Source organism: Agrococcus sp. GCM10030265 (assembly GCF_042666675.1).
Taxonomy (GTDB): Bacteria; Actinomycetota; Actinomycetes; order Actinomycetales; family Microbacteriaceae; genus Agrococcus.
In genome coordinates this window covers 912,424-930,091 of the sequence record NZ_JBHTCZ010000002.1, presented here as the reverse complement: position 1 = coordinate 930,091, position 17,668 = coordinate 912,424, and the positions used below count along the sequence as shown (strand labels likewise).

Annotated in this window: 21 protein-coding genes; 8 read left to right on the top strand and 13 right to left on the bottom strand. The window is 74.3% G+C overall.

Going from position 1 to position 17,668, the window contains the following annotated elements; all coding sequences use genetic code 11:
* Positions 1 to 65: 65 nt before the first annotated feature.
* The 7 genes from ACFQPP_RS08695 to ACFQPP_RS08665 form a co-directional block, all read right to left on the bottom strand.
* Positions 66 to 224, bottom strand: coding sequence for a hypothetical protein (locus ACFQPP_RS08695; RefSeq protein ID WP_376916176.1), 159 nt, complete (start codon positions 222 to 224; stop codon positions 66 to 68).
* 83 nt (positions 225 to 307) lie between these two features.
* Positions 308 to 472 carry a hypothetical protein gene (locus tag ACFQPP_RS08690; protein WP_376916175.1) on the bottom strand — a complete coding sequence of 55 codons (165 nt, stop codon included), beginning with the start codon at positions 470 to 472 and terminating at the stop codon, positions 308 to 310.
* A gap of 99 nt (positions 473 to 571) precedes the next feature.
* Complete coding sequence (locus ACFQPP_RS08685; protein ID WP_376916174.1) at positions 572 to 910, bottom strand: TraR/DksA C4-type zinc finger protein; 339 nt, start codon at positions 908 to 910, stop codon at positions 572 to 574.
* A 114-nt stretch (positions 911 to 1,024) separates the two neighbouring features.
* The gene (locus tag ACFQPP_RS08680) at positions 1,025 to 1,366 is read right to left on the bottom strand and encodes a hypothetical protein (RefSeq protein WP_376916173.1); all 342 of its coding nucleotides are present in this window, start codon (positions 1,364 to 1,366) and stop codon (positions 1,025 to 1,027) included.
* Between the two features lie 152 nt (positions 1,367 to 1,518).
* The gene (locus ACFQPP_RS08675) at positions 1,519 to 1,854 is read right to left on the bottom strand and encodes a hypothetical protein (protein ID WP_376916172.1); all 336 of its coding nucleotides are present in this window, start codon (positions 1,852 to 1,854) and stop codon (positions 1,519 to 1,521) included.
* 111 nt (positions 1,855 to 1,965) lie between these two features.
* Entirely contained in the window at positions 1,966 to 2,307 is a 342-nt protein-coding gene (locus ACFQPP_RS08670; RefSeq protein ID WP_376916171.1) for a hypothetical protein, read from the bottom strand.
* A 124-nt stretch (positions 2,308 to 2,431) separates the two neighbouring features.
* Positions 2,432 to 3,280, bottom strand: a complete 849-nt coding sequence (locus ACFQPP_RS08665; RefSeq protein ID WP_376916170.1) for an SDR family oxidoreductase — start codon at positions 3,278 to 3,280, stop codon at positions 2,432 to 2,434.
* A 118-nt stretch (positions 3,281 to 3,398) separates the two neighbouring features.
* On the opposite strand from ACFQPP_RS08665, the gene ACFQPP_RS08660 reads away from it, so the two are divergent.
* From ACFQPP_RS08660 to ACFQPP_RS08650, 3 genes are all read left to right on the top strand, one after another.
* Positions 3,399 to 3,764 carry a winged helix-turn-helix transcriptional regulator gene (locus ACFQPP_RS08660; RefSeq protein WP_376916169.1) on the top strand — a complete coding sequence of 122 codons (366 nt, stop codon included), beginning with the start codon at positions 3,399 to 3,401 and terminating at the stop codon, positions 3,762 to 3,764.
* Between the two features lie 61 nt (positions 3,765 to 3,825).
* Positions 3,826 to 4,689 carry a hypothetical protein gene (locus tag ACFQPP_RS08655; RefSeq protein WP_376916168.1) on the top strand — a complete coding sequence of 288 codons (864 nt, stop codon included), beginning with the start codon at positions 3,826 to 3,828 and terminating at the stop codon, positions 4,687 to 4,689.
* Between the two features lie 251 nt (positions 4,690 to 4,940).
* Positions 4,941 to 7,076, top strand: a complete 2,136-nt coding sequence (locus ACFQPP_RS08650) for a DEAD/DEAH box helicase (RefSeq protein ID WP_376916167.1) — start codon at positions 4,941 to 4,943, stop codon at positions 7,074 to 7,076.
* Between the two features lie 9 nt (positions 7,077 to 7,085).
* On the opposite strand, the gene ACFQPP_RS08645 is transcribed toward ACFQPP_RS08650, so the two are convergent.
* A complete protein-coding gene (locus ACFQPP_RS08645; protein ID WP_376916166.1) occupies positions 7,086 to 7,550 on the bottom strand; it encodes a MarR family winged helix-turn-helix transcriptional regulator in 465 nt (154 codons plus the stop codon).
* Between the two features lie 96 nt (positions 7,551 to 7,646).
* Here ACFQPP_RS08645 and ACFQPP_RS08640 point away from each other — a divergent pair, with 96 nt between their 5' ends.
* Positions 7,647 to 8,828, top strand: a complete 1,182-nt coding sequence (locus ACFQPP_RS08640) for an FAD-dependent oxidoreductase (RefSeq protein WP_376916165.1) — start codon at positions 7,647 to 7,649, stop codon at positions 8,826 to 8,828.
* 52 nt (positions 8,829 to 8,880) lie between these two features.
* Here the strand turns inward: ACFQPP_RS08640 and ACFQPP_RS08635 are convergent, their stop codons facing one another.
* Positions 8,881 to 9,936 carry a Glu/Leu/Phe/Val dehydrogenase dimerization domain-containing protein gene (locus tag ACFQPP_RS08635; RefSeq protein WP_376916164.1) on the bottom strand — a complete coding sequence of 352 codons (1,056 nt, stop codon included), beginning with the start codon at positions 9,934 to 9,936 and terminating at the stop codon, positions 8,881 to 8,883.
* A 149-nt stretch (positions 9,937 to 10,085) separates the two neighbouring features.
* A complete protein-coding gene (locus ACFQPP_RS08630) occupies positions 10,086 to 10,664 on the bottom strand; it encodes a CDP-alcohol phosphatidyltransferase family protein (RefSeq protein ID WP_376916163.1) in 579 nt (192 codons plus the stop codon).
* Positions 10,665 to 10,843: 179 nt separating this feature from the next.
* On the opposite strand from ACFQPP_RS08630, the gene ACFQPP_RS08625 reads away from it, so the two are divergent.
* Both ACFQPP_RS08625 and ACFQPP_RS08620 read left to right on the top strand, forming a co-directional pair.
* A complete protein-coding gene (locus tag ACFQPP_RS08625; protein ID WP_376916162.1) occupies positions 10,844 to 12,346 on the top strand; it encodes an MDR family MFS transporter in 1,503 nt (500 codons plus the stop codon).
* A gap of 49 nt (positions 12,347 to 12,395) precedes the next feature.
* Positions 12,396 to 13,103 (top strand): hypothetical protein, encoded by a 708-nt coding sequence (locus ACFQPP_RS08620; protein ID WP_376916161.1) that lies wholly within the window; start codon positions 12,396 to 12,398, stop codon positions 13,101 to 13,103.
* Between the two features lie 6 nt (positions 13,104 to 13,109).
* Here ACFQPP_RS08620 and ACFQPP_RS08615 read toward each other — a convergent pair whose 3' ends face one another.
* Complete coding sequence (locus ACFQPP_RS08615) at positions 13,110 to 14,213, bottom strand: LOG family protein (RefSeq protein WP_376916160.1); 1,104 nt, start codon at positions 14,211 to 14,213, stop codon at positions 13,110 to 13,112.
* Positions 14,214 to 14,281: 68 nt separating this feature from the next.
* Between ACFQPP_RS08615 and ACFQPP_RS08610 the strand changes: the two genes are divergently transcribed.
* Both ACFQPP_RS08610 and ACFQPP_RS08605 read left to right on the top strand, forming a co-directional pair.
* Complete coding sequence (locus tag ACFQPP_RS08610; protein WP_376916158.1) at positions 14,282 to 15,847, top strand: APC family permease; 1,566 nt, start codon at positions 14,282 to 14,284, stop codon at positions 15,845 to 15,847.
* A gap of 33 nt (positions 15,848 to 15,880) precedes the next feature.
* On the top strand, positions 15,881 to 16,360 hold the full coding sequence (locus tag ACFQPP_RS08605; protein WP_376916157.1) for a glutathione peroxidase: 480 nt from the start codon (positions 15,881 to 15,883) through the stop codon (positions 16,358 to 16,360).
* 18 nt (positions 16,361 to 16,378) lie between these two features.
* Here the strand turns inward: ACFQPP_RS08605 and ACFQPP_RS08600 are convergent, their stop codons facing one another.
* Both ACFQPP_RS08600 and ACFQPP_RS08595 read right to left on the bottom strand, forming a co-directional pair.
* Positions 16,379 to 16,975 (bottom strand): hypothetical protein, encoded by a 597-nt coding sequence (locus ACFQPP_RS08600; RefSeq protein ID WP_376916156.1) that lies wholly within the window; start codon positions 16,973 to 16,975, stop codon positions 16,379 to 16,381.
* A gap of 91 nt (positions 16,976 to 17,066) precedes the next feature.
* Positions 17,067 to 17,645, bottom strand: coding sequence for a hypothetical protein (locus tag ACFQPP_RS08595; RefSeq protein WP_376916155.1), 579 nt, complete (start codon positions 17,643 to 17,645; stop codon positions 17,067 to 17,069).
* Positions 17,646 to 17,668 lie beyond the last annotated feature (23 nt).

Here is a 17,668-nt window from a genome sequence, read left to right as displayed (position 1 = left end):
ACTGACCCTCCAGCACGACGAACGCCCCGCCGGCCGGCGGGGCGTTCGTCATGTCGGGCCCGTGCTCACGGAGGGCTGCCGACGGAGCCGTCGTTCGGCCCGCCGTCGGGGTCGTCGGACGGCGTCAGCGGCCCGCTCTCGGGCGCGTCGTCGGGGACGAGGATGTCGTCGTCGCCGGGCGCTGCCGCCTCGGCGTCGTGCTGCAGGTCGTCGCGTTCGGTCATGCCCTCGAGCATGGTCGAGGTCGTTCGCGGACGCGAAGGGGTTGCGCAGCCGCGGGGGAGCGCCCTCGCGACCATGCCGCGCCCTAGAGGCCGCGACCCTCGCGGTCGTCCTCGCGGATCGCGGCGGGGTCGGGCATGATGCCCTGCTCGCGCAGCTCCTCGGCGCGCTCGTCGACCGCTGCGTCCTCGGTGCCGCCGAGGCGGGCGTCGTCGGGGTCGTGCTGGGGCTCGTGCGTCGGCTCGGTCATGCGCTCACGCTACGTGCGCACCGGGCCCGACCGCGCGGGCTCGACAGCGCGCGTCGACCGTGCCAGCGACGTCGCGCGCCGCCGTCGTCGCACGGATGGTCACGCAGCGCAGGCGACGCACGTGCGCGCCTGCGGCCGCACCTGCAGCCGCGCGGCGGGGATCGTGGCTCCGCAGCGGGTGCATCGCGGCGCCTCGCCGGACGCGAGGGACTCGGCCGCGGCGTCGAGATCGGCGAGCGTCGCGACCGCCGCCTCGCGCAGGCCCTCGAGCCGCGACCACTCCTCGGACAGCGGCACGCCGTCGGGATCGTGCTCGTCGTCGTCGGACTCGCCGCGGCGCAGGGCGCGCAGCTCGACGAGCTGCTGCTCGAGGCCGGCGAGCCGCGATCGTGCGGCGATGCGCTCCTCGGCGATGCGATCCGCGTGGGTGGGTGCCATCACGTCAGCCCATCACGAGCCACCGACACCGACGCCGACGCCGCCGGCCCGGGCCGCTGCCGCGCGCCACCGGGGAGCGCAGCGCCGTCGGCGAGCGATGCGCCATCGTGCCCCTCAGGCGCCGCAGCGCCGTCGTCGACCGCTCGCGGGGCCCAGGCCGTGCTCGCGACTCGGCATCGCCAGCACCTCGGCGAGGTGCTCGGTCACGGCGGCCGTGGCGTACGCGTCGCGGTCGACGGCGGCGAGTCGCACGGGCAGCGATCGCACGAGGCGCTGCAGCTGCGCACGCGCGACGCGGTCGGCGTCGCCGTCGGCCTCGATCGCCCGCGAGAGCAGCTCCACCGCATCCCAGAGCCCGGCGAGGGCGTAGGCGGCCGCACGCTCGGGGTCGCACTCCGCTCGCATCCGCTCCATCGAGCGCTCGCGGATCGTGCGAACGTCTCCTGCGGTGCTCATCGGGAATCCTCCTGCGGCGTAGGGTTTCCTGCGCACGATGGTACGCCCCGTGTCGAACGGCGTTCACGGCGATCGTCCAGGGTCGCGCGCCACCCGGATCGCGGCGCGACGCGCACCGATGCCGGGCCTCGCGAGGCCCGGTGGAGGCTGCGTCAGCCGGCGAAGCGCCTGCGGACGCGCTCGGCGTCCTCGGGGCCGAGGCTCCAGTGCTTGTGCTTCATGTGGGTGAAGGCGGGGCCGCCGTCGTCGGGCTCGCGCAGGAAGGCACGGATGCGACGGTCGGGCTCGCCGAGCTCCCGACCGAGCTCGCGCGGCGTGATGCCGTCGCCGGACGACGCGCGCCCTCGCGAGTCGACCGCGACCGCGATCTCGTCGAGCGCGGCCCAGATGCCCAGCATCGCCTCGGTCATCTCGTCGGGCAGCTCGCCCTGCAGCGCCCGCGCAGTCGTCTGCTCTCGGATGGCCTGCAACCTCTTGGCCGTCGACACGGTGCCTCCTCGGGTGCGCGCGCAGCGCGCGCGAGCAACGGGCTCGATCGTACGAGCGTCTGGGTGAGAGGCGTGCTACCACCGCCGCGGCGCGTGTCGTGGGGTACAGGCTCAGCGCCTCGACGCGTGGAGTCGCGGGCGTGCCGCCATGCCCCGCTGCGGCCGCTCGTCGGGCGGTGGCTTCATCGGCACCATGGGCAGGGTCGGCTCGCCACCGCCGCCCGCCGCCAGCGATCGGCCCGTCCGTCGCTCGTGGAGGGCGAGCACGCCGCGATGGGCGTCGTCGGGGCTGTCCCAGTAGCCGATGAGCGAGCGCTGCGCCCGATCGGCCTCGGGCGACACGGCACGCGCGTACCACTCGCGCGCCGCGCCGAGCGCGACCACGCGGACGATGGCGATGAGGTCGCCGGAGACGGGGTGGCGCACCTCCCACTCCACGGGTCGCATCGTCATGCCGGCGAGCGTAGGCGGCACCATCGACACGCATCGCGGGCGCCGTCGATCGCCGGGCCTCGGGGCGAGCGGCCCGTCGATCGGCGACGGGATGCGCGCCGGGCGACGCGCATCCCGTCGGCGGTCACGCGATGGTGCGCAGGCCCTCGACGAGCGGCGTCGTCGGGCGGCCGATGAGCTGCGAGAGCGTGCGGTCGGAGGAGTCGAGCGCTCCCGCGGCGATGCCCGCGTCGAGCGCGGCGACGAAGCCGGCCGTGCCGCCGTCGAGGCCCGCTGCCTGCAGCGCGGCCACGTGCTCGTCGGTCGTGAGGCGCTCGTAGCGCACCTCGCGGCCCACGACCTCGCCGACGGCGGCGGCCAGCTCGTCGAACGTCCAGGCCACGTCGCCGGCGAGCTCGTACGTGCGGCCGGCGTGCGCGTCGTCGAGTGCGACGACCGCGGCGGCGTCGGCGTAGTCGACGCGGCTCGCGCTCGCGACGCGTCCGTCGCCCGCCGAGCCGGCGATCGCGCCCGTCTCCCGGGCGCGCGCGACGTCGGCGACGTAGTTCTCGGTGTACCAGTCGTTGCGCAGGATGGTCGCGGGGATGCCCGAGGCTGCGAGCGCGGCCTCGGTCTCGACGTGCTCCGGTGCGAGCGGCAGGGGCGAGGCCTCGCCGCCGAGGATGCTCGTGTAGACGATGCGGCCGACGCCCGCCTCGACGGCGGCGTCGATGACCGCGCGATGCTGCGGCGTGCGCCTGCCGGGCTCGGAGCCCGACACGAGCACGAGCACGTCGACGCCCGCGGAGGCGGGCGCGAGCGTCTCGGGGCGGTCGTAGTCGACGAGCGCCGTGCGGACGCCCTCGGGCGCCTCGACGCGCTCGGGGGAGCGCGCGCCGGCGACGACGTCGGCGGGGGAGGCGCCGCGATCGACGAGGCGCTCGACGATCAGGCGGCCGAGGTGGCCGGTGGAGCCGGTGACGAGGATGGTCATGGGGTGTCCCTTCCGTGTGGCGTGCGCTGCGTCCGCGCCGTCCATGGGCGTCCAGCGACGCGCGCGTCCATGGCATTCCCGATCGTGGGTACCCACCTTCTGGTACGGTACTCACCCAATGGTGAGTCTTGCGCAGATCCTGGCCGATCGACCCGGCGCCTTCACGCATGCGTGCCCGACGCGCACGGTGCTCGACCACGTCATGAGCCGATGGGGGGTGCTCGTGCTCTGCACCCTCGGCGAGGGCACGCGCCGCTGGAGCGAGCTGCGTCGCGAGGTCGACGGCATCAGCGAGAAGATGCTCGGCCAGACCCTGCGCGTGCTCGTCGGCGACGGCCTCGTCGAGCGCGAGTCGCACCCGACGGTGCCGCCGCACGTCGACTACTCGCTCACGCCGCGCGGCCGGGAGCTCGTCGACCGCATGCTGCCGCTGCTCGCGTGGATCGGCGACAACGCGGACGCCATGCTCGAGCCGCAGGCCTGACCGCAGGCCCTCGCCGCTCGACTCGGCACGGCGCGGAGGTGCCGCCTCTAGGCTCGGCGCCATGGACGAGCGCATCGACGGCGACGAGCGGGCGGATGCGGCGGGCCAGGCCGGGCCGGCCGCCGCCGGACGCGTCGTGGCGATCGTCGCCGCCCACGACGCCGAGGCGCTCGACGTGCTCGTGCCCGAGCTGCTGGGCACGGCCGACGGCGCCGAGCTCGACCTCGAGATCCTCGTCGTGCCCGCGAGCGTCGCCGCGGCCATCGCCGCCGAGGAGCATGCGGCCGGCGACGCGCGCGTCGACGTCGCGCCGCTGCGCGCGGTGCCGGACGAGGCCGCGGCGCTCGCGTCGGCGCTGCGCGCCGCCGCCTCGCGTGCCGACGTCGTCGCGACGCTCGGCGAGCATGGTCGCCACGACCCCGCCGACCTCCCCGCGCTGCTCGCGCGCCTCGAGGCGGGCGACGTGGACGTCGTCGTCGGCGAGGGGCTCGCGCGGGCCGCGTCGCCCGGCTTCGTCGTCATGCGCGCGCCGGTCGCCGCGGCGCTCGCGCACCGCGTCGGGGCCGGCGTGCTGCGGCTGCCGGTCGTCGCGGCATCGCTCGGGCTCGTCGTCGCCCGCGTCGCCGTGGAGGACAGGGCTGCGCCAGCGAGCGTCGACGTGCTCGACGGCTGGCACGCCTGGCACGACCGCGTGACGCTTGCCGCGCTCGACCGCCGGGTGCTGCGCACCGCCGCGGCGTGCGGCGCGGGCGCGATCGTCGTCGCGACGCTCCTCGGGCTCGCGCTCGTCGTGCCCGCCATCATCGGGCTCGCGGTGCTGCCCGGCGTGATGCTCGCGCTCGCGATCGGCTCGCTCGGCGCCACGGTGCTCGTCGCATCCATCGCGCTCGACGCCGCCCGACTCGCGGTGCGCGAGCGACGCTGACGGCTCGCGCCGACGACGCGTCGCGGCCGACTCGCTCGCCGAGCGCAGGCGGCTCGCGCTCCGACGCGCTATCGTGGTCGCCAGCACCGGCGTCCGCGCGGTCGTGGCCGTATCCCAGGCACGATCGCCTCCGCCCCCGCCACCGTCGCAGCGATCGCCCGTCCGCGTGGTTCGGATCCGCGAGGCTCGCGCCATGGCGTCGGCCGAGCCGGTGCGCGAACGACGACGCGTCAGCGTCGAGAGGAGTCTCAGTGGCAGATCCGCAGGGTGCGGGCACCGCGACGGCCGAGCGTCCCGAGGGCGATCGGCGCGCACAGCGTCACCAGCAGCAGCAGCGTCGCGAGGGCGGCATCATCCCGAGGCTCGCACGAGCTGCTCGCGAGGTCGAGGGCAGCGTGCAGCGCGGCGCCGCCAGCCGGTCGGCGCGCGCGAAGCTGCAGGCGGCCGCGATGCTCGTGCGCGAGGAGCGCGCCCGCGTGAAGGCCGACGCCGAGCTCGGCCACGAGCGCCGCGCCGAGGAGCTCAAGCGCCTCGACGGCGTCGCCCTCATCCTCGGCAAGGCCGCGTCGCGCGATCCCTCCCTGCTGCCGCTCCTCGGCGAGGGCGCTCCCGCGTCGGCTGCCGCGCAGGAGGCGCGCCGCACCATGCTGCAGGCCGCGGGCATCGAGGTCGAGCCCGAGCCGCAGCCCGTGCCCGACCCCGTCATGACGATCGAGCTCGAGCGCCAGGTGGTGCCCGCGTCGGTCGAGGCGCAGCAGCTCGCGAGCCCCTTCCTCGCGCCCGATCTCGACACCCCGCGGCGGGCGCCGAAGCCCGACCGCCTCGCGGGCTTCGACCTGCTCGACCCCCTGTTCCACTCGTTCGAGTACGGCGCCGACGGCACTGCAGCCACGATGGACCTGCCCGAGGGCGTCGACCGCTTCACCCCGCGCGGACTCGAGCTCATGCGGCACCAGGCGCAGCTCGTCGGTGCCGTGACCGACGGGCACCGCAGCTTCCTCCTCGCCGACGAGCCCGGCCTCGGCAAGACGGCGCAGGCGCTGCTCGCCGCCGAGGCGGCCGACGCGTTCCCGCTGCTCGTCGTGAGCCCCAGCGTCGTGAAGATGAACTGGGCCCGCGAGGCCGAGCGGTGGATCCCGAACCGCACGGTCTCGATCGTGCAGGGCGACGGCGCGCGCCTCGACGGCTTCGCCGACGTCATCGTCATCAACTACGAGGTGCTCGACCGCCACGTGGGCTGGATGCGTCGCCACGGCTTCCGGGGCCTCGTCGTCGACGAGGCGCACTTCATCAAGAACACGGCGTCGAAGCGCTCGCGCTTCGTGCTCGACGTCGCATCGTCGATCCGTGCGCGGCACGCGAACCCGCTGCTCATGGCGCTCACGGGCACGCCCCTCATCAACGACATCGAGGACTTCCGCGCCATCTGGCAGCTGCTCGGCTGGATCGACGGGCGGCAGCCGAACGCGCAGCTCACCGACGCGCTCGAGGCCACCCACCTCACGCCGATGGACGCCGCGTTCTACCGCGCGGCGCGCCACGCGGTCGTCGACATGGGCATCGTGCGCCGACGCAAGGTCGACGTCGCCTCCGACATCCCCGCTCGCACGATCGCCGACCTGCCGGTCGAGCTCGACGACGCGGCGGCGCGCTCGATCCGCGAGGCGGAGCGCGAGCTCGCCGCACGGCTCGTGCAGCGCTACGACCGCGCCGTCGCGAACCGCGCCGAGCCGACGATCGGCATCGACCACGACCTCGTGCGCCGCATCGCCACGAGCGAGGTCGACGGCGACGACGGCGCCGGCACGGGCGAGAACGTCTTCCGCCTCGTGCGGCAGATCGGCACGGCGAAGGCTGCGCTCGCCGCCGACTACGCCGCGCAGCTCGCGCGCAGCGTCGGCAAGGTCGTGCTGTTCGCGAAGCACGTCGACGCGATGGACATCGCCGAGCGCACGCTGGCCGAGCGCGGGCTCAAGACGGTCTCGATCCGCGGCGACCAGACGCCGACGGCCCGCCAGGCGGCGATCGACGCCTTCGTGGGCGACGACTCGGTGTCGGTGGCGGTGTGCTCGCTCACGGCGGCCGGCATCGGCATCAACCTGCAGGTCGCGTCGAACATGGTGCTCGCGGAGCTCTCGTGGACGGATGCCGAGCAGACGCAGGCGATCGACCGCATCCACCGCATCGGCCAGTCGTTGCCCGTGACGGTGTGGCGCATCATCGCCGCCCACACGGTCGACACGCGCATCGCCGAGCTGCTCGACTCGAAGGCGGGTCTCGCGCAGGCGGCGCTCGACGGCATCGAGCAGGATGCGACGAGCGTCGACATGCGCCTCGAGACCCTCGTGGGACTGCTCGAGCAGACGCTGCGCCGCCGCGGCGACTGACCGAGGCCGCTACGCGTCGGAGGCGCGATCGCGCAGCGCCTGCGCGGTCGCGCCCTCCGCGGCGCGCACGAAGCCGAGCATGCCCTCGAGCGCCGCGGGGCTGAGGTCGGCGAGCAGCGCACGCAGCCGCGCGTTCAGCGGCCCGTAGAGCTCGCCGACGCGCTCGAGGGCCTCGCGCCGTGCCGTGACGACGACGCGGCGCCGGTCGTCGGGGTCGGGCGTGCGCGCGACGAGCCCGGCGACGAGGAGTCGCTCGACCATCCGCGACGCGGAGCCCGTCGTGAGCCCGATCTCGGCCGCGATGCGCCCCGGCGTGCTCGCCCCGTGCCTGCTGAGCACGAACAGGCACTGCAGGTCGGATGCCGAGACGCCCATGCGGCGGGCGACGAGCTCGTTGTGCTGCACGACGAGCACCTGCCAGGCGGGGAGCGCGTCGACGATCGCGTCGCGCGTCGCCTCGAGGCCGTCGGTCATGGCACCCTCCACCGTCTGCATGCTTGCCACGGCAGTCTACCGAGGTTACTGTGTGACGCAGTTGCTGCGCGACGCAGCGAAATCGGAGGAGGCATCATGCGCGTGATCGTCGTCGGTGGAGGCATCGGAGGGCTCGCCCTCGCGAACGGCCTGGTGCGAGGCGGGCACGACGCCGTCGTCGTCGAACGCGACCGCGACCTGCGCGCGACGCCCGGCTACCACATCACCCTGCGCCGCGCCGCGCAGCAGGCGCTCGCCGAGCTGCTGCCGCAGCGCGACGTCGAGCGCCTGCGCGCCTCGGCGTCGGATGGTGCGATGCGCGGCGCCGACGCGCTGTTCGACGACCAGGGCGCCGAGCGCGGCGCGCTCGACGTCGACCCCGACGTCGGCATCGACGTGGATCGCGTCACGCTGCGACTGCTGCTCGCCGAGCCCGTCGCGCACGTCCTGCTGCGCGGGCGCGTCGGCGTCGCCGCGACGGCGACGCGCGAGGCGGCATCCGTCGCGCTCGACGACGGCACCGTGCTGCACGGCGACCTCGTCGTCGCGGCCGACGGCGTCGGCTCGCCCATCGCGACGACGCTCGCAGGTGCTCCCACGAGCGCACCGACCGGCCTCGTCGGGGTCTCCGGCCGCACGCTGGCGGCAGCCCTCGACGACGCGGAGCGCGAGCGCCTCGGCACGCGGTCGAGCCTCGCGATCGGGGCCGACGCCACCGCGCTCTACGTCGGGCACCACGACCCCATCGGCCACGCCGTCGTCGACGATGCGTCGCTGCGCATGTCCGAGACCCGGGAGGAGACCTACATCTGGGGTGCGATGCTCGCCGAGGACGGCAGGGGAGCCGTGCTGCGCGGCCTGCGCGGCGCCGCGCTGCGCGACGCGACGGTCGGCGCGCTGCGCGATGCGGGCTGGGGCGAGGCGCCGCTGCAGGCACTGCTCGCCACCGACGCCGAGGGCGTCGCGGCCTTCCGCTTCCACGCCGCCTCGGCCGACGCATCCGCGCTCGCACCGTGGCCGGGCGGGCGCGTCACGGCGATCGGCGACGCCGTGCACGCCACCCCGCCGACGGCGGGCATGGGCGCCGGCGTCGCGATCGAGGACGCCGCCGACCTCGTGCGCGCGCTCTCGGCAGCCGACGCCGCGGACGACGTCGCGCTCGCCGCAGCGCTCGAGGGCGTGCACGCGCGGATGCGCGAGCGGGGCGCGGCCGCCGTCGGCCGCGCGATGGTGGGCGTCGGCATGATCCTCGGCACGCGCTCGGCAGCGCGCACGTGACGGGCGTCGCCGAGGCGCGCGCGGCGTGGCCCGCGCGCCTCGGCGCCGCGCGTCAGACGCGCACGAGCCGCGCGGCGTCGATGCGCTCGAGGGCGATGGCCTCGGCGGCCTCGAGCGGCGTCACGCCGCGCTCGCGCGCCGTCGCGAGGACCTGGCGCGTCGTGTCGCCGATGGCGCGCACGCGCTCGTCGACCTCGCTGGCCGACGACCCGGTGCCGAGCAGGGTCAGGTGGATGACGCCTCCGGCGTTCACCACGAAGTCCGGCGCGTAGACGATGCCGCGCGCGGCGAGCTGCGCTGCGCCCTCGCGCTCGTCGAGCGGGTTGTTCGCGGGGCCGACGACGGCGCGCACGGGCAGCGACGCGATGGCGGATGCCGTGAGCACGCCGCCGAGGCCTGCGGGCACGAGCACGTCGGCGGGGGTGACGAGCGCCTCCTCGGGTGCGATCCAGCGGGCGCCGAGCTCGTCGGCGAGCGCGCGCTTCGCGGGCACGACGTCGGTGACGGTCAGGTCGGCGCCGGCGTCGGCGAGCATGCGCGCGAGGCGTCCGCCGACCTGCCCGAGACCCGAGATCACGAAGGAGCGCCCCGCGATGCGGGCGTCGCCGAACGCGGCCTCGAGCGTGGGGGCGATGGAGGCGAGCACGCCGAGGGCGGTGCCGACGGCCGGCTCGCCGGCGCCGCCTGCCTCGGCGGGCAGCCCGACGACGTGGCTCGTGCGCTCGCGCACCACGAGCATGTCGTGCTCGGTCGTGCCGACGTCCTCGGCCGTGCGGTAGCGCCCGTCGAGCGTCTCGACGAGGTCGCCGAGGTCGAGCAGCGCCGCGCGGCGCAGGTCGTCGCTCAGCACGGTGCCCATCGGCAGCGCGATCACCGACTTGCCGCCGCCGGCCTCGAGCCCCGCCGCCGCGTTCTTCAGCGTCATCGCCGCCGACAGCCGCAGCGCATCCGCCTGCCCGTCCGCCCACGTCGGGTACGTCCACATGCGGCAGCCGCCGAGTGCGGGGCCGAGCACCGAGGAGTGCAGGGCGACCGTGATCGGCAGGCCCGACCTCGATCCGGATGCGGTGACGACGCGCTCGTGCGTCAGGTCGGGGATGGCGCTCATGGCGGTCGCTCCTGTGCTGTCGGTCGCCGCGGATCGCGCGGCGTGCACCCATGGTGCGCCCGGAGCGCCGAACGCGCAATCACGAGCCTCGCGGATGCGCGGGATGCGTCGAGGAGCGCGTCAGGCCGCGCATCCTGCGCACCGCATCGTCACCCGGCGGCGCGCGTGCGGCGCTCGCGGCTCTGCCGCGTCGCCGAGGCGACGTACCCGATCGCCGCCCACGCGTGCAGCACGAGACCTGCGCCGAGGAGCACGTACGCGGGCACGAGGAGCCACGGCGCGATCGTGACGGCCGCGACGAGCGCGACGAGCGCCGTGAACAGCACGAACGTGCGCACCTTGCCGACCCACGTGACGGGGAGGCGCCCCTGCGCCGCGGCCTTGACGCCGAAGAGCGTCGCAGCCACGTCGAAGACGATGAGCACCGCGAGCATCCACCACGGCAGCGCGCCGACGATCGCGAGCACGACGGCGATGATCGCGGTGCCGAGACGATCGACGAACGGGTCGAGCTTCGCGCCGAGCACCGACACCTGGTCGAGCCTGCGGGCGAGCTGGCCGTCGATCCAGTCGGTCGACGCCCACACGCCCAGCAGCACGACCGGCAGCCAGTCGCCCTCGCCGCCCTGCAGCAGCACGACGCACACCGGCACGATGAGCAGGAACCGCAGCACCGTCACGAGGTTCGGGATCGTGGCCCAGCCCGCGTCCCGCGGCGTCGACTCCATGTCGCCAGTCTGGCATCCTGGATGTCCGCGCGCAGCCACGTCGAGCGCGTGCCGCCTGCGCGTGCGCCGGGAATGCACCCGGCCGCCTCCGCGTTCACCCACCCGTCGCGCCGCGCGCCCGCGAGCGACCAGCAGCATCCGACGCCGCGAGCCGTCGCCCCACCACCGGAGAGCTCCCCATGGCATCCATCGACGCGCATCCCACCGCCGGGCCCGCCACCGGCTCGCAGCCGGTCGCCGCCCGCCTGCGGCCCGACGACAAGGTCACCATCACGGTGCTGCTGCTGTCGGCCTTCGTCGTCATCCTCAACGAGACGGCGATGAACGTCGCGCTCGACGCGATCATCGACGACCTCGGCGTCACCGAGCGCATGGCGCAGTGGCTCACGACGGGCTTCCTCCTCACGATGGCCGTCGTCATCCCCATCACGGGCTGGCTGCAGCAGCGGCTCACGACGCGGCAGACCTACGCGCTGGCGATGGCGCTGTTCATCCTCGGCACGCTCATCGCCGCGTCGTCGTTCGGATTCTGGATGCTGCTGGGCGGCCGGGTCGTGCAGGCTGCGGGCACCGCGATCGTCTTCCCGCTGATGATGACGACGATCATGGATCTCGTGCCGCCGAGCCTCCGCGGCCTCGTGATGGGCAACGTCTCGCTCGTCATCTCCTGCGCGCCCGCGCTCGGCCCGACGCTCTCGGGCGTCATCCTGCAGGGTCTGCACTGGCGGTTCATCTTCATCGTCGTCCTGCCGATCGCGATCGGCTTCGCGGTCGTCGGCCTCTCGCGCCTGCGCGACGTGGGGGAGGTGCGGCCCGCACGGCTCGACTGGCCCTCGGTGCCGCTCGCCGCGCTCGGCTTCGGCGGCAGCGTCTACGCGCTCGCGCTCATCGGCGAGGCCGACGCGCCCGCATGGGAGCTGCCCGTCGCCGCCGTCCTCGGCGTCGCGGCCCTCGTCGCGTTCGTGCTGCGCCAGCGCGTCCTGCAGCGCACCGACGACGCGCTGCTCGACCTGCGCACCTTCCGCTACCCGCTGTTCACGCGTGCGCTCTCGGTCATGGCCATCGCGATGATCGCGATGTTCGGCGCCATCATCGCCCTGCCGCTCGTGCTGCAGCGAGCGCTCGGCTTCGAGCCGGTCGTCGTCGGCCTCGTCACGCTGCCCGGGGCGCTGCTCATGGGACTCCTCGGCCCGGTCGTCGGCCGCCTGTACGACCGGCACGGTCCGCGCGTGCTGCTCGTGCCCGGCTCGATCGTCGTGCTCGTCGCCCTCGTGGGCTTCGCGACGCTGCTGACGGCGCAGACGCCGTGGTGGCTCGTGCTGCTGCTGCACGTGACGATGAGCCTCGGGTTCGCGGCGACCTTCCCCGTGCTCTTCACGGTCTCGCTCGGTGCCGTGCCGCGCCGCCTCTACTCGTACGGCTCCGCGATGGTGTCGACGCTGCAGCAGGTCGCCGGCGCGGCGGGCACCGCGCTGTTCGTCACGGTGCTCGCGACGCAGTCGGCGAGCCTGCAGACCTCGGGCACGCCGTTCGACGAGTCGTTCGTCGCGGGCGCGCGCCTCGCGTTCGTCGGCGCGGCCGCGCTGTGGGTCGTCGGCATCGTCATCGCCACGACGGTGCGCCGCCCCGACGACGTCGTCGCCGACCGCGACCACGCTGCGGCCGAGCCCGTCTCCGCCTGAGGGCGTCGCGCTCCGGCCGCGTGGAGGATGCGCGGCTAGGGTCGGGCGGGTGGACGCCTTCTTCGACCTGCTCCGGGGCTTCTGGTGGCTCGTCTTCCCGTTCGGCGGCTTCATCTGGGCGGGCGTCGCCGGCATCGGCCACCACCTCGAGCGCGGCAGGCGCGAGCGCCACGAGATGCGCATGGAGCGGCTGCGGCTCGAGCACGGCGTCGCCGCCGGATCGGCGGCTCCCGCGCCCGCATCGCACGGCGACGGTGCGTCGCGCGACCTGCAGCGGGCGCTCGCCGACCACGACGCGGTCTCGCGTCGATGGCTCGACCACGAGCTCGACGCCGCGAAGGTCATCGACTACCCGCTCATGACCGACATGCGCGAGCCGCTCACGCGCGACTTCCATCGCGCGAAGCGCCGAGCGGATGCGCTGCGCCCCGAGGAGGGCGAGCAGCCCGACGCCGCGCGCGTCGCCGAGTACCGCGAGGCGGTCGACGCCTTCGAGGACGCGTTCGAGGTCGCGCTGTCGGAGGCGCGCCGTCGCGCGCAGCACGACTTCTCCGATGCCGAGCGCAAGCGCCTGCAGACCGCGAGGATGCTCGTCGGCATCGCCGTCGACGGCGCCGCCTCGGCCGCCGAGCGGCAGAGCGCCTACCGCCGCGCCCGCGCCGAGCTCGACGGGCTCATCGTGCTGCCCGATGCGACGACCGCCGACCTCGAGCAGCGCATCGCCGGCGCGATCGAGCGCGGCACGACGACGGTCTGACGCGACTCAGCGCTCGAGCCGCAGCAGCGCATCCACGGCCTCGTCGACCGAGTCGACGAGCGCGATGCCCTGCGCGCCCGGCCTGCCGCGCATGACCGCCTCGAGCAGCTGCCACGCGGGGTACCGCTCCGTCCAGTACGCGCGCCCCACGAGCACGATGGGCGTCCACCCCGACTCGTCGGCGTACGACACCTCGCACGCGTCCTGGAAGATCTCCTGCACCGTGCCGCCCTCGCCGGGCAGCACCACGAGGCCCGCGGTGGCGACGCGCAGCAGCAGATCCTCGCGCACCGAGTTCTGGAAGTACTTGGCCGCCGCGGTCTGGAAGACGTTGGGCGGCTCGTGGCCGTAGTGCCACGTCGGCACGCCGAGGGTGTCGGATGCGGGCTCGAGCAGGGCGCGCGCCTCGAGCCCGGTGCGCAGCCAGGGCGCCATGGCGTTCGCGTACGTCGGCACGGTCGCGACGATCCGCAGCGCCTCGGCGAGCACGGCGTCGTCGACGCCGGCGGCACGCGCCCCGAGGTTCGCCGCCTCCATCGCGCCGGGCCCGCCTCCCGTCGCGACCGTGCGTCCGGATGCGGTGAGGGCTCGCCCGAGGCGCGCGGCGTCGGCGTAGGCGGGCTGGTCGCGCTGCACGCGATGCCCGCCCATGACGCCGACGATCCTCCGCCCGACCACCCAGGTCGAGAGCGCGTCGTCGATCGCGTGGTCGTGCATCGCGGCGGCGAGCGTGTGCGCCACGTCGCGCGAGCGCTGCCGCGACCAGGCGTACACGCGGGCGTCGAGGCTGCGCTCGTGCTCCTCTGGCGGCACGTCGAGCAGCTCGTCGGGGTCGTAGAGCGTCGACCGGTACGCGTTGAACGGCGTCTCGGGCACGTCGCGGAACACGAGCGCACCGCCGGCGACGAGCCGCGACTCCTGCTCGGGCGTGAGATCGCAGCCCAGCAGCACGGCGCCTCGCGGGTCGAGCTGCCGCAGCTGCTCGTCGCGCGCCCGCAGATCGAGGTCCTGCAGCCGCCAGCCCGTCATGGCTCGCGCGCCGCGCACGAGCAACGCGTCGAGCTGGTCGAGGGAGTCGACGTCGACGATCCTGCCGTGGTCGGCGCGCATGGGCGCGAGCCTAGCCCGTCGCCGAGGCGTCGAGGGGGCAGAATCGGCTGACGAGCGAAGGAGGCGCCATGACGGCATCCGACGAGTCCCAGGCGACGGCACCCCGGGGCGTCGCCGCCGATCGGGGCGGCAAGGGCCTGAAGCCCGACGCGATCGGCTTCTGGGACGGCCTCGCCATCGGCCTCGACTCGACGGCGCCGGCGTACTCGCTCGCGGCGGTGCTCGGCTCGATCGTCGTCATCGTCGGGGTCAAGGCGCCCGCGGTGCTGCTCGTCTCGTTCGTGCCGATGTTCCTCATCGCCGGCGCGTTCTTCTACATGAACCGAGCCGACCAGGACTGCGGCACGACGTTCTCCTGGGTCACGCGCGCCATGGGCCCGTGGGTGGGGTGGATGGGCGGCTGGGCCATCTTCACGACGGGCGTGCTCGTCATCGGCGCGCAGGCCGACGTCTCCGCCTACTACCTGCTCGACCTCGTCGGCCTCCACGACCTGCGCGACATGCGCTGGGTCGTCGTCGCGCTCGCGGTCGTCATCATCGTCGTCATGACGCTCCTGTGCGTCATCGGCACCGAGCTGTCGGCGGCGGTGCAGCGCGTCATGGTGCTCGCGCAGGTCGGCGCCGTGCTGCTCTTCGCCGGCCTGGGCATCGCGGCGATGGCGTCCGGCGACGTCGCTGCCGATGCGCCGACGTTCTCGATCGACTGGCTGAACCCCGTCGGCGTCGAGCCGAGCGCCCTCGTGGCCGGCATGCTGCTCGGCGTCTTCATCTACTGGGGCTGGGAGTCGGCGGTCAACCTCACCGAGGAGTCGCAGGACTCCGCGACGGCCCCCGGCCTCGCGGGCGTCGTCTCGACGGTGCTCCTGCTCGTCACCTACCTCACGACGGCGATCGCGATCATCGGCGTCGCCGGGCTCTCCGCCGTCGAGGAGTTCGACGACGACGCCGGCCTGTTCGGCGCCGTCGCGAGCCAGGTGATGGGCCCCTTCGGATGGGTCCTCGTGCTGTCGATCATCATCTCTGGCCTGGCGTCGACGCAGACGACGATCCTGCCCGCATCCCGCACGTCGTTGTCGATGGCGGTGTCCGGCGCCTTCCCGCGGGCGTTCGCGAGGGTGCACGAGCGGTTCGAGACCCCCGCGTTCGGCACCTGGGTCATCGGCATCGTCGCGATCGCCTGGTACGTCGGCGCGTCGATCGTGAGCGAGAACTTCCTGTTCGACTCGCTCACGGCGCTGTCGATCGTGGTCGCCTTCTACTACGCGCTCACGGGCATCGCGTGCGTCATCTACTGGCGCCGCGTGCTGCTGCGCAGCGTGAAGGGCTTCCTGCTCGTGGGACTCGGCCCGCTCGTGGGGTCGGTGACGCTGCTCGCGCTCCTCGTCGCCGCCGTCGTCGAGCAGGCAGACCCCGAGGCGTCGTACTCGGGCACGCCGATCCTCGGCGTCGGGGCGCCGCTCGCGATCGCGATCGGGCTCTTCGTCGTCGGCCTCGTGCTCATGGTGCTCTGGTACCTCGGCCAGGGCCGCGCGTTCTTCGCCCGCAGGGGTGGGGAGTCGGTGACGCAGGAGATCGCGACGGCAGCCCTCGGCCCCATCGAGCTCGCCGGCTCCACGCCGAGCGACCGGGCATAGACGACGCAGAGGATGCGGGAGCAGGCTGAGCCCATGACGACGATCGCCGACTTCACCATGACCAGGAACGACGGCGCCGAGCAGTCGCTCGCCGACTACGCGGGCAAGGTCGTGCTCGTCGTCAACACCGCATCGTCCTGCGGCTTCACGCCCCAGTACGAGGGGCTCGAGGCGTTGCACCGCCAGTACGGCGAGCAGGGGCTCGTGGTGCTCGGCTTCCCGTCCGACCAGTTCAAGCAGGAGACGGGCGACGACGCCGCGATCGCGGAGTTCTGCCAGGTGAACTACGGCGTGAGCTTCCCGCTGTCCGCCAAGGTCGCCGTCAACGGCAAGGACGCCGACCCGCTGTTCCGCTGGCTCCGCAAGGAGCAAGGCGGCATCCTCGGCGACGCGATCAAGTGGAACTTCACGAAGTTCCTCGTCGGCCGCGACGGCGCCGTCATCAAGCGCTACGCGCCCACGGTCGAGCCGAGGGACATCGCGGGCGACGTCGAGCGCGCGCTCGCAGCCTGAGCGCGCGCCCGATCCGGCTCACTCGAGCGGGAACGTCTCCGACGACGATCCGTACACCGACGTGACCGTGAAGGATGCACCGGGCACGGCCTCCGCCGCCGGCACGACGACGACGGCTCGCCCCTCGGTGAAGGACTCGGACACCGACAGGTAGACGTCGTTCACGGCGACCACGGACTGCGACGCCTCGTCGGCGACGGAGTACGTGCCCTGCGATCCCGTGAACGTCACCTCGAAGCAGATGCCCCAGGAGGCGGTGCCCTCGTCGTGCGTCGCGTCGAGCAGCAGCGCGACCGCGACCATGCCGTCGGGCACCGTGCCGCTCTCGAGCGTCGCGGGCAGCTCGTAGCCCGTGACGGTGTACGTCCACGTGTCGCCGACGCCGTCGTCGACCGTGAAGGGGCCGAGGCCGCCTGCGTCGGGCGTCGTCGGCTCGGAGGATGCGGGCTCGGATGCGGGAGCGCTCGACGCGGGCTCGCTCGTGGCGGGCGCGCTCGTGGTGGGCGACGTGGCGGGGCTCGTCGGCGCCGCGCCGACGGGCAGCTGGATGCAGCCGACGAGCGTCGCGCTCGCGAGGGCGACGAGTCCGACCGCGATGGTGCGGCGCAGGGTCATGGTGCGCTCCTTCCTCACAGGATGAGCGAAGCGTAGGACCGGGCGTCGCGGGGGACCAGGGGCTCTTCCCCCGCGTCCCCCGCGCGCCGCGTCACGGGGTGAACGAGCGCTGGTCGTCGCCGAAGACGGAGTCGACGACGACCTGCTCGACGATCGCTCCGGCGGCGACCGCGACCACGATGCGGCCACCCGCGAAGTCGTCGGTGCGCGCGGCCGCGTCGTCGACGCCCACGAGCGCCTGCGACTCGTCGGACAGCGACGTCCACACCGTGCCGTCGTCGAGCACGACGAGCACCTCGAAGACCTCGCCGAAGGCAGAGATGCCGTGCAGGTGCGCGGCGTCGAGCACGACCGCGACGGCGACCATCCCCTCCGGCACGTCGTCGGAGGCGAGCTCGGCGGGCGCCTCGATCGCATCGACCGCGTACGTCCACGCGTCGCCCGCACCGTCGTCGACCGTGTGCTCGCCGCCGTCTCCCGGCTCGGCGGACTCGACGGCGACGACGACGTCCTCGAGGGCATCGTCCGGATCGGTGAGCACCGCCGCCGGCTGCGGTCCCCGCGGCGGCACGTCGGCGACGGGAGCCCATGCGGGCACGAGCACGCAGCCGCCGAGCACGACCGTGGCGGCGAGCACGAGCGCTGCGGCGACGGGGCGGGGGAGCTGCACGGCCCGATCCTCCCGCACGGGCC

Bases quoted from the DNA above. Each gene is read 5' to 3' on its own strand.
- ACFQPP_RS08695 (WP_376916176.1), bottom strand. From the start codon at position 224: ATGACCGAACGCGACGACCTGCAGCACGACGCCGAGGCGGCAGCGCCC.
- ACFQPP_RS08690 (WP_376916175.1), bottom strand. From the start codon at position 472: ATGACCGAGCCGACGCACGAGCCCCAGCACGACCCCGACGACGCCCGC.
- ACFQPP_RS08685 (WP_376916174.1), bottom strand. From the start codon at position 910: ATGGCACCCACCCACGCGGATCGCATCGCCGAGGAGCGCATCGCCGCA.
- ACFQPP_RS08680 (WP_376916173.1), bottom strand. From the start codon at position 1,366: ATGAGCACCGCAGGAGACGTTCGCACGATCCGCGAGCGCTCGATGGAG.
- ACFQPP_RS08670 (WP_376916171.1), bottom strand. From the start codon at position 2,307: ATGACGATGCGACCCGTGGAGTGGGAGGTGCGCCACCCCGTCTCCGGC.
- ACFQPP_RS08665 (WP_376916170.1), bottom strand. From the start codon at position 3,280: ATGACCATCCTCGTCACCGGCTCCACCGGCCACCTCGGCCGCCTGATC.
- ACFQPP_RS08660 (WP_376916169.1), top strand. From the start codon at position 3,399: ATGGTGAGTCTTGCGCAGATCCTGGCCGATCGACCCGGCGCCTTCACG.
- ACFQPP_RS08655 (WP_376916168.1), top strand. From the start codon at position 3,826: ATGGACGAGCGCATCGACGGCGACGAGCGGGCGGATGCGGCGGGCCAG.
- ACFQPP_RS08645 (WP_376916166.1), bottom strand. From the start codon at position 7,550: ATGACCGACGGCCTCGAGGCGACGCGCGACGCGATCGTCGACGCGCTC.
- ACFQPP_RS08640 (WP_376916165.1), top strand. From the start codon at position 7,647: ATGCGCGTGATCGTCGTCGGTGGAGGCATCGGAGGGCTCGCCCTCGCG.
- ACFQPP_RS08635 (WP_376916164.1), bottom strand. From the start codon at position 9,936: ATGAGCGCCATCCCCGACCTGACGCACGAGCGCGTCGTCACCGCATCC.
- ACFQPP_RS08630 (WP_376916163.1), bottom strand. From the start codon at position 10,664: ATGGAGTCGACGCCGCGGGACGCGGGCTGGGCCACGATCCCGAACCTC.
- ACFQPP_RS08625 (WP_376916162.1), top strand. From the start codon at position 10,844: ATGGCATCCATCGACGCGCATCCCACCGCCGGGCCCGCCACCGGCTCG.
- ACFQPP_RS08615 (WP_376916160.1), bottom strand. From the start codon at position 14,213: ATGCGCGCCGACCACGGCAGGATCGTCGACGTCGACTCCCTCGACCAG.
- ACFQPP_RS08610 (WP_376916158.1), top strand. From the start codon at position 14,282: ATGACGGCATCCGACGAGTCCCAGGCGACGGCACCCCGGGGCGTCGCC.
- ACFQPP_RS08605 (WP_376916157.1), top strand. From the start codon at position 15,881: ATGACGACGATCGCCGACTTCACCATGACCAGGAACGACGGCGCCGAG.
- ACFQPP_RS08600 (WP_376916156.1), bottom strand. From the start codon at position 16,975: ATGACCCTGCGCCGCACCATCGCGGTCGGACTCGTCGCCCTCGCGAGC.